Below are 14,989 nucleotides of genomic sequence, written 5' to 3' on the forward strand. Positions count from 1 at the left end.
GCCCGGATGAGCGCAGCGACATCCGGGATCTCTGCGAGTGAAGTCCCGGGTATCGCTGCGCTCACCCGGGCTACGGGGCCTACGCTCCGCGCACGATCTCTCGGACGTAGCCGATCGTTTCCTCGACCTGGGCCGCATTGACGTCGAGATGGGTGCAGGCACGGATGCGGCCATCCATCATCGCAAGCGTCACGCCGCGTTGGCGCAGAGCCGCAACCATCTTGTCGCCGGGAATGCCGGAGCCATCGGGCTTGAAGAACACCAGGTTGGTCTCGGGCTCCTGCACTTCGACGCCTGCGATCTGCGACAGTCCGCGGGCGAGCGCGCACGCGTTGGCGTGATCGTCGGCAAGCCGATCGACATGATGGTCGAGCGCGTAGATGCAGGCCGCCGCGCAGATTCCGGCCTGTCGCATCGAGCCGCCAAGGCGCTGCTTCCACTGCCAGACCGCATCGATGAAGGCCCGCGAGCCCGCGAGCACGCCGCCGATCGGCGCGCCCAAGCCCTTCGAGAAGTCGATCCAGGCCGAATCCCAGCCCGCGGTCATGTCGCGCGGGGAGATGCCGCTCGCGACAGTGGCGTTGAGCAGGCGCGCGCCATCCATGTGGGTGACGAGGCCATGTTGTTTCGCGATCGCGACGATCTCGTCGAGCGCGGCCTTCTTCCAGATCGTGCCGCCGCCGATATTGGCGGTCTGTTCGACGCTGACCACCGTCTGCGGCGGCTGGTAGCGGGTGCGCGGATGCAGCGCTCTGCGAAAGGTCTCCGGCGTGAACTGGCCGTCGGGTCCCTTCAATTGCGTGACCTGGAAGCCACCGATCGCGGCATGCGCGCCGCCTTCGCGGGCGATGATGTGTGCGCTCTCATGCGCGAGGATCTCGTCGCCGGGGCGGCAATGCACCAGCGTCGCGGTGACGTTGCACATCGTGCCTGAGGGCATGTACACCGCGGCTTCCTTGCCGAGCAGTTCGGCGACGCGCTCGCATAGCGCATTCACGGTCGGATCGTCGCCGACCTGCTCGTCGCCGACCTCCGCCCGCGCCATCGCCTCGCGCATTGCAGGTGTCGGCCTGGTCTGCGTGTCCGAGAGCAGATTGATGCGCACCGGCGGCGCCTTGGGATCAATCGGGGGAGGGGTGTAGAGCATCACAAACCGTGTTTCTTCCACATGGCGCGAACTTCGTCGGCACTGGCTAACTCGCCGCGGGCGATCTCAGCTTCTGCCTCTATGAGTTCGGCCTCTTCCATCAATGTTAGCCGTAGCGGAGGTCAATCATCAACCTTGTCGAAGGCTTCGTCGAGAGGACGCGTCATGATCAATCTCCATCGATGGCGACTGTAGCACGCGAGGATCGCGACATGGAGTAGCGGCCCAAACAAAAAGGCCCCGGAAAACCGGGGCCTTTGAACTTTGATCTGCCGATTATCAGCGCGAATAGAATTCGACGACCAGATGCGGCTCCATCTGCACCGGGAACGGTACGTCGGAGAGGTGCGGGATGCGAATGTATTTCGCGGTCATCTTGCCGTGGTCGACTTCGAGATAGTCGGGGGTGTCACGCTCGGAGAGCTGGCTGGCTTCGAGGACGTGGGCGAGCTGCTTCGAGGATTCCTTGACCTCGATCACGTCGCCGAGCTTGACCTGATAGCTCGAGATGTTGACCTTGCGGCCGTTCACCTTGATGTGGCCGTGGTTGATGAACTGGCGCGCGGCGAAGATCGTCGAGACGAACTTGGCGCGGTACACGACCGCGTCGAGACGGCGCTCGAGCAGGCCGATCAGGTTCTCGCCGGTATCACCCTTGAGGCGGCTGGCCTCGACATAGATGCTGTGGAACTGACGCTCGGAGATGTTGGCGTAATAGCCCTTCAGCTTCTGCTTGGCGCGCAGCTGCACGCCGAAGTCGGAGAGCTTGCCCTTGCGGCGCTGGCCGTGCTGGCCGGGGCCGTATTCGCGGCGGTTCACGGGGCTCTTCGGGCGGCCCCAGATGTTCTGGCCCATACGGCGATCGAGTTTGTACTTCGCCTCACTGCGCTTAGTCATCGCGTCCTCTTCAGGTACTTGGTTTGAGGAAACGCGCCCTCCTGTGTGACGGGCTAGCCCGCCACTGACAGGTCCGATCCCAAAGCTTAAGGGACAGGACCACGGGTCGCGAAACGCTTCGCGGGCCGAAATCGGCCCGCGAGCAAGCGGCTTTTAGGGGGATTTGGGGCTCGCTGTCAATGCGAATAGCCCGGAATCACGTCCCGACTGCCCGGATCGGCTTGGGGCCCGCTGCTCGCAATTCGGCAGCGATTTCAGTGTTCAGGACCTGTTCCAGCCGGGTGAGGACCCGGGCGATCGGGGCGGCATCGGTGACCCGGTGATCCCAGCGGATCACGACATGGATGGTCCGATCACGCCCGACCACCCCATAGCTGACGATGAAAGGCCCCGGTGTGATGGGGTGAAGCTCGCCGCCGCCATAGGCGGCCACCGAACTCACCGCGAAGCTGCCGAACCAGTTGCCACGCTGCCGGCCGAAATTCAGTCCTATCGCCCAGGACAGCCGCCGCAGCGGCAGCGGCAGGCGGGTCACCCGCATGATCTTGCGGAACATGGGAATTTCGTCGATCGGGGCGGTCTTGGCGTGGCGGATCTCGGCGTCGACCGCAGCCAGCGTCATGGCCTCGGGAGCCGCGATTCGCTGCGGGATCACGCATTCCTCGCCGCCCTCGACCCGGGCAATGGCCACCGACGCCACGCTCTTCGGCAGCTCGTAGAGCGACGGCCAGGGCCATTTGACATACACGGTACGCAGGACCGGCTCGTCCCTGGCGACGAGGGCAAAAGCCTTGACGAACATGGCCGCCCAGCCGGCTGGTGCCATCGCGCCCGCGCGGGCCTCCAGCAGGGGGCCGATATCGAGCGAACGGGAAAGGGACACGAAGGGCACGCCCATCGACGCGTGCATGAGGTCGACAATCAGGCGACGCGGCAGCGAAATGGTCTTGGGCGTCCCGCGCATCGCTCTTTAGTTTCCCCGGATTAAAGTTTGTGCAGCGAGCAGGGTTCCCGCTCGCCGCCTGCTCTAGCACGAACCAACCCGCGTAGGGCCGGTCGGTTCGCCGCATCAGGGCGCCGGCGAGGCCAGCGGCTTGGTCTTGTCGACGACGTAAACCCCAAGCACTTTCATAGCCTTATCGCCGTGGGCTTTGGCGTCATGCACGACGCCTGCCGGTATCTGGTAGGAATCGCCGACCTTCAGCGTCTTTTCCGGCTGCCCGTCGATGAGGAGATTGAGTTCGCCTTCGAGCACGTAGCCGGTCTCGATGCCCGGATGGGTATGGCGTCCGGCTGCGCCGCCCGCCGGGACCTCCGCGATGGCGGTGATGGTGTTGTAGCCATCGGGAAATTCGACCTTCTGGAGCGGGGTACGCTTGATACCGGGCTGCTGGGCGAAGGCCGTGAAAGCGACGGCGGTGAAGGCGAGAGCGAGCAAAGTCTTTTTGAACATGGTTTTTCCTCCCTGGAACGGCCGACCCTAGCAGCGCCGTGGTTCCCGGCAAGGCTCAAAGGCTAGCGCTTGATCCCCTCGAAGGCCGCCATGATGCCGCGCTGGAATAGCGACCAGTCGAAGCCGAGCGCGATCGCACGGTAGCCGCGGTCGACTAGGGCGTTGGCTTGGTCTGCGGTACGCGCGACGCCGCCGATCGGCACGCCGCTCCTGAGGATGCCGGCCTCGGCCCGCGCCACCAGCTCCAACAATTCCGGATCGTCCATCTGTCCGCGCTTGTTGATGGAGGTGGCGAGATCGCCCGGGCCGATCACAGCGACGTCGATGCCGGGCGTGGCCATGATCTCGTCGATGCGGTTGACGGCGTCGACGTGCTCGATGGTGATCATGCAGATCATCTCGTCGTCCGCGCTGGCCATGTAGTCCGGCATCGACTGGCCCCAGCGGAACGGCGCATGGAACGGACCCCAGAGCCGATCGCCGCGCGGCGGATAGCGCACGCTGCGCACCGCTTTCTCGGCTTCAGCGCGATTGGTGATCATCGGGAAATTGATGCCGAAGGCGCCGATGTCCATCGGTGCCTTCGCAAGCCATGGCTCGTTCGCCGCGATCCGCACCAGCGGTGTGCACGGCGTGCCGGTGGTGGCCGCGATCATCGCGTGTGCTTCGGTCAGTCCAATCGGGCCATGCTCGAGATCGACGATGATCCAGTCGAGCGAGCGCGCCATGATCTGCACGGTCTGCACGCTCGGGATCGTCGCGATCGCGCCAAAGGCGGGACGACCCTCGCGCCAGAGCTGGCGGAGACGGTTGAGCGGCGTTGCGGGGACCGACATGGGAAGAACCTGCAGGAAACGATGACGGCGGAGCCTAGCAGCGCGCCGTCGAGGCGCAAGGTCAGGCTGGAATGCGGCCGCCAAAGAACGGCATCAGCGTGGCCGAGAGGCCATGCACGCGGTTCGAGGTGAAGATCATTTCGGCGCCGGATTGCGCGATGCCACCGGCGTGTGGGCCGAGCAGATCCGAGACGCGGCGGGCGATCGCCGGCGCCGGATCGATCCAGTCGACCGGCCAGGGGGCGAGCTTTTTCAGCCGGTCGAGCAGCAGCGGGTAATGCGTGCAGGCGAGCACCACGGTGTCGGTGCGTGCGCCTGCGTCCCCGGCATCACCGACGAAACATGGGGCGAGCTCGGCGAGGATGGCGTCGTCGCTGACGGGAAAGCCGCTGAGCTCTGCTTCAGCCAGCGCGGCCAGCTCAGGCGACCCGACCAGTGTCACCTCGCAACCCAGCGCGAAATCGCGGATCAGCGCCTTGGTGTATTCGCGCTTCACAGTGCCCTTGGTGCCGAGCACCGACACCCGCCGGCTCCTCGATTGCGCGCAGGCCGGCTTGATCGCCGGCACCGTGCCGACGAAGGGCAGGGAATAAGCGGCGCGCAGATGCGATAGGACCAGGGTGGAAGCCGTGTTGCAGGCGATGACGACGAGGTCAGGATCGTGCGTGCCGACCAACTCCCCCATCAACGGCACCACCCGGGCGATGATCTCGTCCTCGCTGTGGTGGCCGTAGGGGAAGAAGGCGTCGTCCGCGACGTAGACGTAATGCGCATCGGAGCGCGCGGCCACGACCTCACGCAGGACCGTGAGCCCGCCAAGGCCGGAATCGAACACCAGAATCGTCGGGGAATTGGTCACATGATCACCCTAGCCCGACATGGTTACCATTCGGTTTTTGGGGCGGTTTTGCGGCAGGGGCACTCAGGGCTAATTTGGAACGATTCGATTTCGCGATTGCCGCATGGTCCCGGTAATCAGCTGCCGTACTGCGGTGCGGATAGGGAAGGCCCGCAAAACTCCGGAGAGCCGACATGATCAGAAATACCAACAACGGCTGGGGCAGCATTTCCCGATGGCTGCACTGGATTTTGGCGCTGACCATCATCGGCATGATCGGCTTTGGGTGGTGGATGAACCACATCCCGGCGCGTCCCGACCGCTTCTTCTACCGCTCGATCCACGCCGATATCGGCTATGTGATCCTGCTGCTGACCGTGCTGCGCCTGCTGTGGCGCCTCGTCAACCCGACGCCGACCATGCCGGCCGAGACCTCGCGCTGGCAGAAGGTCGCGGCCCATGTCAGCCACGGCGCGCTCTACCTCGCCGTCATCGTCGTCACCGTGCTCGGCTGGGCGCATTCCGGTGCGCACGCACCTGATTATTCGGACTTCTTCGGCTTGTTTCACGTGCCGCAATTCACCGCTCCCGATCGCGCGGCGGCGGGCGCCTATGAAGACCGCCACATCCTCTTTGCCTATGTGCTGCTCGCCTTGATTGCGGTTCACTCGATCGCCGCCCTCTGGCACCACTTCATTCGCCGCGACCGCGTCGTGGCGCGGATGGTGACGGACGAGGCGGGGTAGGGCGGTCTCTCCACGTCGTCATTGCGAGCGCAGCGAAGCAATCCAGAGTCCCTCTGCGGAAAGATTCTGGATTGCTTCGCTGCGCTCGCAATGACGGAGTATGATGCAGCATCACGACAAGCACATGCCGGCGCAATCGCCGAAATCATCTGTCCAGGAGGCCTCATGCTCACCGTCCATCATCTCGGCAAGTCGCAGTCCGAGCGTATCGTCTGGCTGTGTGAGGAACTGGGGATTCCCTACGAGCTGAAGCGCTATACGCGCGATCCCGTCACCATGCTGGCTCCGGCCGAGTACAAGGCACTGCATCCGATCGGGGCGGCGCCGGTGATCACCGACGGCGAACTGGTGCTCGCGGAATCCGGCGCGGTCGTCGACTACATCGTTGCAAAATATGGCAACGGTCGACTCGTGCTCGGTCCCACTGATCCCGCCTTCGCGCAGTTTCTGTATTGGCTTCAATTCGCAAATGGCACCCTGCAACCCGGCATGGGGCGGATGATGATCCTGAGCCGGCTCGATCTCGCCAAGGACAATCCGACCCTGCTCGCGATGAAGGGGCGTCTCGATCGGGCCTACGATCTTCTCGACGCAAGGCTTCGCGAGGCCGAATATCTTGCGGGCAGCGCTTTCACGACCGCAGATATCATGACAGTTTTCTCGCTCACCACGATGCGTTATTTCCAGCCCTATGACCTCCAGCGCTGTCCGAATGTGGTCGAATATCTCGGCCGCATCAGTGCGCGGGCGGGCTATCGGCGTGCGATGCAGAAGGGCGATCCGGGCATGGCGTTGCTGCTGAACTGAGCGGCGACGCGCAATCGATCACGCGATCCTGTTCGTGGTGGCCGCGCGCTCCGACGCCAGCTGCTTCTGCAAGCGATCGATGTTCTGCAGCAGCCGCTGGCTGGTCAGCACCAGGAAGTAATAGCCGAACTGCGGATCCTGGAAGTAGATCTCGAGCAACCGGTCATAGGTAATCGTCAACACCTGCCCGTCTTCGATGCATTCGATCGTTCCGGTGCGCCGGTTGCCCGGCGTGAGGAAGCCGAGCTCTCCCATCAGCGCGCCCGGCATGATCTCGATATTGATCTCCTTGACCAGGAACTTGCCGGTGACCGTCAGGAGCATCTCCTTGGCTGGATCGCCCAGTTTGAACAGCGTGTCGCCGCGGCGATATTTGCGTTCGGTCATGAACGGCTTGAGCCATTCGATCGACATGTCGCCTTCGGCCGCATGGCGCGCCTTCTTGACGAGCTTGAGCATCTGCCGCAGGCGCAAGGCGTTGATCGGTAGCAGCAGGAGATAGAGCAGGAAGGTCGAGACGTTAGCGGAGAGCGCGCCGAAGACGGCGAAGAACGCGCAGCCGACCATGTTGGCGACGCGCAGCGGCACCATGGTCCGCATCAGGAGGGTGGCGACGAAGAAGCCGGCGCCGACCGCGGCGAACATATTGGCCAGCGTGATGTTCTGGACGAAGATCTCCAGCATTCGATTGAAGATCGAATCATAGGTGACGTTGTTTGGATCGAGGCCCATCTGGACCAGGATTTTCGCGATCCTGAGGTTATCCGTCGCCGCCTCGAGAATGCGGTCGAGGATCGACGAAATGTCTGCGCTGCCGGACGGCATGGTACTATCCCCGCGTAAGGCCTTCAGTCACGGTCGGTCTTCTCGACACCTATAGCCGAAATCGAACGACGACCGCTTGAATGAAGCTTTCGGCCGCCGTGCCGCAAGAGGCAAATTTTAGCCTGATCGGGCGTTTCGGCAATTGCCAGTTTGGCGGTGCGTATGGCCGCGGCGCGCTCGCGATTCGGGGGCCACCCGGTACGAGCCTCGGCGTGGTGGATCCCGGCCGCCGACGGGGCGGGACGGGACCAGGTGTGGGCGTGGGGCGGTCCCCCGCCTTAGGGCTTGGCGGCGGGCGGCACGACCTGCTGCTCGACCAGGCCGAGGTGCCCCGGCAGCGAACCGGCGCGCAGCAGCATGGCGACGCTGTTTGCTTCTTCCAGGGTGAAATTGCCGGAGATCTGGCCAGAGCCGCCGGTGATGGGCTCGCGGATCACGGGGGCGGAGATCACCTTGCCGTCGAGCACGATGGCAAAGGGCTTTGCGATATTCTCTTCGGTGATGTGGGCAAAGCGCCGCGTGCCGCGGCCGTTGAAGCGGAACGAGGCGATCGGCTCTTTCGTGGCGCTCGCAAAACCCGGGCCCGCATAGCTGATGTCGTCGCCGTCGAGCACGCTGTCCTTGGCGACCAGATAAAGGCTCTTGTCCTTGAAGCCGGGCAGGACCTCCGTGCCCGCCGGCGGCGTGCCGGATTGTGCCTGCTCCGGCGGCATCGAGAGGTCGATCAGGCGGAAGCCGACCTTGACCCTTCGGGCGAAGACCGTGGTGACGCGCTCGGGCTCCATCACGCCGGGCAGGAAGATGCGGATGCGGTCGGTCCCATCGGGCTGGACGCTGGCGAGCTGGACGCCGGCCTCCTTGAGACGCTGCTCGATCATGGCGATGGCATCTTCGACGAGTTCGTGCAAGCGCGCGGCGGATGCCGCATCGGTCGGCGCGAGCCTGACCAGTCCGTCGCCGCCGTCGGTCACGGCGAGTGCATGCGACGGCAATCCCTCCGCGGCTGACGCGAGCTTGCGCGCGAGTTGCTCGCGGCCTTTGACGTCGGCGATCTTCAACTCGACGCCGCCGTTGCGGATCGCGAGACCGGAGAAGGCGATCTTGCCCTCGCGCAGGGTCTTGTAGACGTCGTCGCGCAAATCCGTGACGACGCTCTCGCGCAGGCCATCGGTGTCCACCTTGTAGACGATGCGTGACCCGCCGAGCTTCTCCATCTTGTCGCTGATGAAGGCCGAGATCTTGGCGCGCATCTTGTCGAGCTGGCTGTCCTCGGCGAGTGCCGCGCGGGGCAGGGCGATCACCGATGTCATGATCCCCGCTGTCACGGCGAGCGCGATGAACAGCCGGGTAGCGCAATCCCGCGGGGGCGTGGTCATGATCACCTCAAGTCTTGCGCCAGGGCGCTGGCAAGGACGCCGGCATGTGAGTCCAATGCCAGTTCTTGGTCCCCGGATCGGGCGCGCAGGTTCAAAGGCCTTTGCCAGAGCCCTTCTGTCGCCGACGTTAGGTCATGGACGAACGCCAAATCATCGATCATTCTGCCCTTGCTCGGCCGGCCAATCGGTCGAGGCCCCGCGAACCCAAAAAGTCAAAAGACCCGGCGCGGGGAAATGCATCTGAGGGAGGACGGAATTCCATGGCGGGCATCCACGCGCTCGATCGGCTCATCGGCAGCGACTATCCAGACCTGGCGACGGACGCAGAGGTTCGGGCCTTCGAGCAGGTCCCTTACGCCGATCGCGTCGCGGCCGAGAGCACTTACGACGCCATCAGGCTCGGTGCGGCCCGTAACCCCGACGGGCCGGCGATCCAGTTCTTGCAAAATGCCGGTCCCTCCGACACGCCGGTCGTGGTCACGTACCGCGACTTCATCGCGCGCGTCACGCAAGCCGCCAACATGTTTCACGCACTTGGCGTGGAGAAGGGCGATGTCGTCAGCTTCATGTTGCCGCTGGTGCCGGACGCCTTCGTGACGCTGTTCGGCGCGGAGGCCGCCGGCATCGCCAATCCAGTCAATCCGCTCCTGGAGCCGCACCAGATCGCGGAAATCCTCGAGGCCGCGAATACGAAAATCCTGGTGGCGCTCGGGCCGATGCCGGGCACCGACATCTGGCAGAAGGTCGAACAGATCCGGCCGCAACTCAAGCACCTCAAGGCCATCGTGCAGGTGTTCGGTGGCGGTGACCCAGGGAAGGGAATCTTTGCCTTCAACGACCTGATCAAGCAGCAGCCTTCAGACCGTCTTATCAGCGGCCGCAAGATTCTAGGGGGCGATATTGCCGCCTATTTCCACACCGGCGGCACCACTGGCACGCCAAAGCTGGTGCGGCACACGCATTCCAACCAAGTCTATCAGGCCTGGGCGCTCAATCTGCTGCTGAAGTCGAAGCCAGGCGCCAACATGCTGTTCGGCATGCCGCTGTTTCACGTCGGGGGCTCGTTGACGCAGGTGCTGACGACGCTGTCGGCCGGCGGCTCGCTGGTCGTGCTGTCGCCGAGCGGATGGCGCAATCCGAACGCGGTCAAGAACATCTGGCAACTGGTCGAGCGCTTCAAGCCGGAGGCGCTGTCGAGCGTCCCTACGGTGCTCGCCGCAACGCTCGCGGTGCCGCCTGGGAATGCCGACATCTCCAGCCTGAAATATGCAGCCGGTGGCGGCTCGGCGATCCCGGTCGCGGTGGGGTCTGCGATCCAGGACAAGCTCAAGCTGCCGGTCGTCGAGGTCTACGGCATGACCGAGACCTCGAGCGTGCACACGCTGGCCTATCGGTCGCGGCCGATCCGGCTCGGTTCGGTCGGCCTTCCCATGCCTTATGCGCGAGTCCGCATCGTCCAGCTCGATGCCGAGGGCAAGCTGAACCGCGACTGCGCGCCGGACGAGATCGGCGTCGTCATCATGGCCGGGCCCGGCGTGTTCGGCGGCTATCTCAACGACGAGCACAACAAGGGTGCCTTCGTCGACGAGGTCTGGGTCAATTCCGGCGATCTCGGCCGGCTCGATGCCGATGGCTATCTCTGGATCACCGGCCGCGCCAAGGATCTCGTGATCCGCGGCGGCCACAACATCGATCCGGCGCCGATCGAGGAGATCATGTTCCGGCATCCCGCCGTCGGCTTTGCCGCGGTGGTCGGCCAGCCCGACGCCTATGCCGGCGAGTTGCCTGTCGGTTACGTGCAGCTGAAGCCGGGCGCGACCGTCGAGCCGGGCGAGCTTGAGACGTGGGTGCGCGAGCGTACGCCGGAGCGTGCGGCTGTCCCGGTGCAGGTCATCCCGATCGACCCGATGCCGGTGACGGGCGTCGGCAAAGTGTTCAAGCCGCAGCTGCGCTGGGACGCAGCCCAGCGCGTGTTCACGAAGGTGCTGACACCGCTCGCCGAGCGCGGCATCGACTGCAAGGTCAGGGTCGGCGCTCACGGCAGCCACGGTTCGATCGCCACCGTGACGCTGGCGGGCCTGCAGGCGGATCAGCGCGAGGCGGTCGCGAGTGAGGTGCACGCACTGCTTGCACCGTTCGTGATGCGTCATGAGGTGGTGCAAATGTAGCGGAACCAACAGACGGCTTCGGCCCTCAGCTCGAAAGCGGGGCGACGCTTCGCCGCATTAGCCATACCCCCGATAGAGCACCTTATGTGACAAATATCACATAGGAAGAATTGGCAATTGAGCGATGGTCCGAATAGTCTCGTGGAATTGCATCCGGGGGGACGCAAGTGATTCCGTTTCGGATATTTGCTTTGTTGATTTTGGCCATTGGCCTCGCCTGCGGACCGGCCCATGCGGACCGGCGGGTCGCGCTTGTCATCGGCAATTCCGCCTACAAGAGCGCGCCCAAGCTCGGCAATCCCGTGAACGATGCCACCCTGGTCGGCGGCATGTTCAAGAAGGCGGGGTTCGATTCCGTCGATGTCAGGCTGGATCTCAGTGCCAGCGAGATGCGGCGCATGTTGCGTGAGTTTGCCGGCAGGACGCGCGATGCCGACATGGCGGTCATTTACTACGCCGGTCACGGCATCGAGCTGGAAGGCACCAACTATCTCATTCCGATTGACGCGACGCTGGAGACGGATGGCGACGTGCTCGATGAGACCATCCCGGTGGAGCGCGCGCTGTTCGCGGTCGAGCCGGCCAAGCAGCTGCGCCTGATCATCCTGGATGCCTGCCGCGACAATCCGTTTTCGAAGACCATGAAGCGGACGCTGGCCTCGCGCGCGATCGGACGCGGGCTTGCCAAGGTCGAGCCGACCAGCCCCAACACCATGATCGCCTTCGCGGCGAAGGCAGGTTCGACCGCGTCCGACGGTGACTCCAGGAACAGCCCGTTCGCCCTCGCTTTGGTCGAGCACCTGCCCAAGCCGGGCCTCGATTTGCGCAAGGCGTTCGGCTTCGTGCGCGACGATGTGCTCAAGAGCACCGGCTACAAGCAGGAGCCCTACGTCTATGGCTCGCTCGGCGGCGACGATGTGCCGCTGGTCGCGACCAAGCCGGCAGCGACCGGAGCGCAGGCCAATCCGCAGGATTCTATTCGCAGGGATTACGAACTCGCGCTGCAGCTTGCCACGCGCGACGGTTGGGAAGCCTTCCTGGCGCAATATCCCGAGGGGTTCTATGCGAATCTGGCCAAGGGCCAGATGAACAAGATCGCCGCTGAAGAGACGCGCGCGTCGGCCGAGCAAAAAGCGAATGCGGCCGAGCAGCAGAAGGCAAGGCTTATTGCCGAACGTGCTCAGAAGGCCGAGCAGGACAAGGCGGCCGCGGTGGCGAAGGCGGCCGAAGAGGCCCGGATCACGGCGGAGAAACAGAAGCAGATCGAGCAGGCAAGAGCGGACGCGGCGGAGCACCAGCGGAAGCTTGCCGAAGCCGCTGCGGCGAAAGCGCAGGCCGAGAAGCAGGCCGCCGAGAGGGCCAAGGCCGAGCTTGCCGCCAAGCAGGCCGCCGAGAAGGCAGAGCAGGTGGCAAAGCCGACGGCCGATCGGCAGATGCCTGAGGTCGAGCAAAAAGTTGCAGCCCTTGCGCCGGCGCCGGCATCCACATTGTCGGCGGCTGATGTGACAAAATCCGTGCAGAGCGAATTGCGCCGTGTCGGCTGCTTTGCCTCGGCTGCGGACGGCGACTGGAATTCAGCCTCGCAGCGCTCGCTGACACTGTTCAACAAATATGCCGGCACTAAGTACGACGCGAAGGTGGCCAGCGTCGACGCACTCGATGCGCTGAAAGCGAAGCCGGGACGGGTCTGCCCGCTCGTGTGCAATTTCGGCTTCAAGGCCGACGGCGATCAATGCGTGAAGATCACCTGCCGCGCCGGCTATCGCGTCGGTGACGACAACGAGTGCGAGAAGATTGCCGACAAGAAGCCAGTGGCGACGCGCGAAGAGCCCAAGAAACGAGACAGCGACCGTCAACAGAGGGAGGCCGCGCCCACAAGCCCGCAAGCCCGATCACCGGGCCAGATCTATTGTGGCTCAGGTGGCTGTCGTCCGGTGCGGTCCGGATGCAGGCTCGTGGCCGCAACCGGCTCATGGGGAACGGGAGGAGCGGTTGGGGCGGTCGGTCAAGGAAATGTAGCAGAGGTCTGCAATTAGTCGGTGCATCAAGCCCGTAGGTGATTTTTCGTGCGCATCAATCGACTTTATCTAGCATTGGTTTTTGCCTCTCTCGTCGCCAGCGCGCCTGCGCAGGCCGACAAGCGCGTTGCGCTCGTCATCGGCAACTCGGCCTACAAGAACGCACCGCGGCTCGCGAACCCGGTGAACGACGCCGGCCTGGTCGGCGGCATGTTCAGGAATGCAGGCTTCGATACGGTCGAGATCAAGCTGGACCTCAATGCCAGCGAAATGCGGCGATCGCTACGCGACTTCGCGGCCCGGACGCGCGATGCCGACATGGCGGTGATTTACTATGCTGGCCACGGCATCGAGCTGGACGGCAGCAACTATCTCGTTCCGACCGATGCCATGCTGGAAACCGACGGCGACGTCCTCGACGAGACGATCGCGCTTGATCGCGCGCTGTATGCCGTCGAGCCGGCCAAGCAACTCCGTCTCGTCATCCTCGATGCCTGCCGCGACAACCCTTTCGCCAAGACGATGAAGCGCACCCTGGCCTCGCGCGCGATTGGTGGCGGGCTTGCCAAGGTCGAGCCGACCAGTCCGAACACGATGATCGCCTTTGCGGCCAAGGCGGGATCGACGGCGTCGGATGGCGACTCCCGCAACAGCCCGTTCGCAGTCGCGTTGACCGATCATCTGCCGAAGCCCGGACTCGACCTGCGCAAGGCGTTCGGGTTTGTCCGTGACGACGTCTTGAAGAAGACCGGCAACAAGCAGGAGCCGTATGTCTATGGATCCCTGGGCGGCAGCGATGTGCCGTTGGTGCCGGCAAGGCCGGCCGCCACAGCCGGTCCGCAGGCAAATCCACAGGACAGTGTGCGCAAAGACTACGAGCTTGCCCTTCAGGCTGGGCTGCGCGAGGCCTGGGAAGCATTCCTCCAGACCTATCCGGACGGCTTTTACGCCAACCTCGCCCGCGTGCAGTTGAAGAAGATCGCCGCCGAGGAGGATCGCACGCTCGCGACGGAGAAGGCGCGTCTGGCCGAACAGGAGAAGGCGAGGCTCGCGACCGAACGAGCCCAGAAGGCCGAGCAGGAGAAAGCTGCCGCCGCTGCGAAAGCCGCGGAAGAGGCGAGAATTGCGGCCGAGAAAGCCAAGCAGATCGAGCAGGCCAAGGCCGAGGCAGCCGAACGAGATCGCAAGGCGGCGGAAGCTGCCGCGGCCAAGTCGCTCGCGGATAAGCGGTCGATGGAGAAGGCGGCGGCTGAGGCGGCAGCGAAGCAGGCCACGGACAAGCAGGCGGCTGATGCCGAAAGCAGGAAGGTCGCCGCGCTGTCGCCGCCGCCAAGCTCCCTGCCGCCCGGCGATCTCGCGAAATCCGTGCAGAGCGAACTGCGCCGGGTCGGCTGTCTTTCGGCCGCCCCCGACGGCGACTGGAACGCCGCAACGCAGCGCTCGCTGACGCTGTTCAACAAATATGCCGGTACCCAGTTCGACGCGAAGCTTGCGAGCATCGACGCGCTCGATGCGCTGAAGGCGAAGCCGGGCCGCGTCTGCCCGCTGGTGTGTAATTTCGGCTTCAAGGCCGACGGCGATCAATGCGCGAAGATCACCTGCCGCGCCGGCTATCGCGTCGGCGACGACAACGAATGCGAGAAGATTCAAGAGAAGAAGCCGGTCGCGACGCGCGAGGATTCGAGGAGGCGCGATAGCGACCGCAAAAATGCCGAGTCAACGGCACCAAAGTCACAAGCCTCCGGCCAGATGATCTGCAACGGCGCCGGCTGCAGGCCGGTCGCAAAGGGTTGTCACCTCGGGCCGGTGCCCAATGCGAACGCCAGCGCCAAGATCACCGGCGAGGTCTGCAACTGACGGCCAGGCGGCGGTGATGTC

General features: G+C 64.4%; 13 protein-coding genes. 5 read left to right on the forward strand and 8 right to left on the reverse strand.

What is annotated here, in order from left to right; translation table 11 throughout:
- Nucleotides 1–79: 79 nt before the first annotated feature.
- From C7G41_RS21925 to murI, 6 genes are all read right to left on the reverse strand, one after another.
- A complete protein-coding gene (locus C7G41_RS21925; RefSeq protein WP_106944477.1) occupies nucleotides 80–1,147 on the reverse strand; it encodes a low specificity L-threonine aldolase in 1,068 nt (355 codons plus the stop codon).
- A gap of 279 nt (nucleotides 1,148–1,426) precedes the next feature.
- Nucleotides 1,427–2,044 carry a 30S ribosomal protein S4 gene (gene rpsD / locus C7G41_RS21930; protein ID WP_106944478.1) on the reverse strand — a complete coding sequence of 206 codons (618 nt, stop codon included), beginning with the start codon at nucleotides 2,042–2,044 and terminating at the stop codon, nucleotides 1,427–1,429.
- A 196-nt stretch (nucleotides 2,045–2,240) separates the two neighbouring features.
- Nucleotides 2,241–3,008 carry an acyltransferase gene (locus tag C7G41_RS21935; RefSeq protein ID WP_106944479.1) on the reverse strand — a complete coding sequence of 256 codons (768 nt, stop codon included), beginning with the start codon at nucleotides 3,006–3,008 and terminating at the stop codon, nucleotides 2,241–2,243.
- A 105-nt stretch (nucleotides 3,009–3,113) separates the two neighbouring features.
- A complete protein-coding gene (locus C7G41_RS21940; protein ID WP_106944480.1) occupies nucleotides 3,114–3,497 on the reverse strand; it encodes a cupin domain-containing protein in 384 nt (127 codons plus the stop codon).
- 62 nt (nucleotides 3,498–3,559) lie between these two features.
- Nucleotides 3,560–4,333: an HpcH/HpaI aldolase/citrate lyase family protein gene (locus tag C7G41_RS21945; RefSeq protein WP_106944481.1), complete on the reverse strand. Its 774-nt coding sequence runs from the start codon at nucleotides 4,331–4,333 to the stop codon at nucleotides 3,560–3,562.
- Between the two features lie 61 nt (nucleotides 4,334–4,394).
- Entirely contained in the window at nucleotides 4,395–5,192 is a 798-nt protein-coding gene (murI, locus tag C7G41_RS21950; protein WP_106944482.1) for a glutamate racemase, read from the reverse strand.
- A gap of 173 nt (nucleotides 5,193–5,365) precedes the next feature.
- On the opposite strand from murI, the gene C7G41_RS21955 reads away from it, so the two are divergent.
- Together C7G41_RS21955 and C7G41_RS21960 are read left to right on the forward strand one after the other, a co-directional pair.
- Nucleotides 5,366–5,917 carry a cytochrome b gene (locus C7G41_RS21955; protein ID WP_106944483.1) on the forward strand — a complete coding sequence of 184 codons (552 nt, stop codon included), beginning with the start codon at nucleotides 5,366–5,368 and terminating at the stop codon, nucleotides 5,915–5,917.
- Between the two features lie 165 nt (nucleotides 5,918–6,082).
- Entirely contained in the window at nucleotides 6,083–6,724 is a 642-nt protein-coding gene (locus tag C7G41_RS21960) for a glutathione S-transferase family protein (RefSeq protein ID WP_106944484.1), read from the forward strand.
- 18 nt (nucleotides 6,725–6,742) lie between these two features.
- Here C7G41_RS21960 and C7G41_RS21965 read toward each other — a convergent pair whose 3' ends face one another.
- Both C7G41_RS21965 and C7G41_RS21970 read right to left on the reverse strand, forming a co-directional pair.
- Nucleotides 6,743–7,549, reverse strand: a complete 807-nt coding sequence (locus C7G41_RS21965) for a Crp/Fnr family transcriptional regulator (RefSeq protein ID WP_085384281.1) — start codon at nucleotides 7,547–7,549, stop codon at nucleotides 6,743–6,745.
- A 278-nt stretch (nucleotides 7,550–7,827) separates the two neighbouring features.
- Nucleotides 7,828–8,925 carry a preprotein translocase subunit SecD gene (locus C7G41_RS21970; protein ID WP_106944485.1) on the reverse strand — a complete coding sequence of 366 codons (1,098 nt, stop codon included), beginning with the start codon at nucleotides 8,923–8,925 and terminating at the stop codon, nucleotides 7,828–7,830.
- 260 nt (nucleotides 8,926–9,185) lie between these two features.
- Here C7G41_RS21970 and C7G41_RS21975 point away from each other — a divergent pair, with 260 nt between their 5' ends.
- The 3 genes from C7G41_RS21975 to C7G41_RS21985 all read left to right on the forward strand — a co-directional run bounded on the left by C7G41_RS21975 (nucleotide 9,186) and on the right by C7G41_RS21985 (nucleotide 14,968).
- Entirely contained in the window at nucleotides 9,186–11,093 is a 1,908-nt protein-coding gene (locus C7G41_RS21975; RefSeq protein ID WP_106944486.1) for an acyl-CoA synthetase, read from the forward strand.
- 194 nt (nucleotides 11,094–11,287) lie between these two features.
- A complete protein-coding gene (locus tag C7G41_RS21980; protein ID WP_373681142.1) occupies nucleotides 11,288–13,129 on the forward strand; it encodes a caspase domain-containing protein in 1,842 nt (613 codons plus the stop codon).
- Between the two features lie 30 nt (nucleotides 13,130–13,159).
- The gene (locus C7G41_RS21985) at nucleotides 13,160–14,968 is read left to right on the forward strand and encodes a caspase domain-containing protein (RefSeq protein WP_199198531.1); all 1,809 of its coding nucleotides are present in this window, start codon (nucleotides 13,160–13,162) and stop codon (nucleotides 14,966–14,968) included.
- The last annotated feature ends 21 nt before the right edge of the window (nucleotides 14,969–14,989 follow it).

This window comes from Bradyrhizobium sp. MOS002, from assembly GCF_003020115.1.
GTDB lineage: Bacteria > Pseudomonadota > Alphaproteobacteria > Rhizobiales > Xanthobacteraceae > Bradyrhizobium.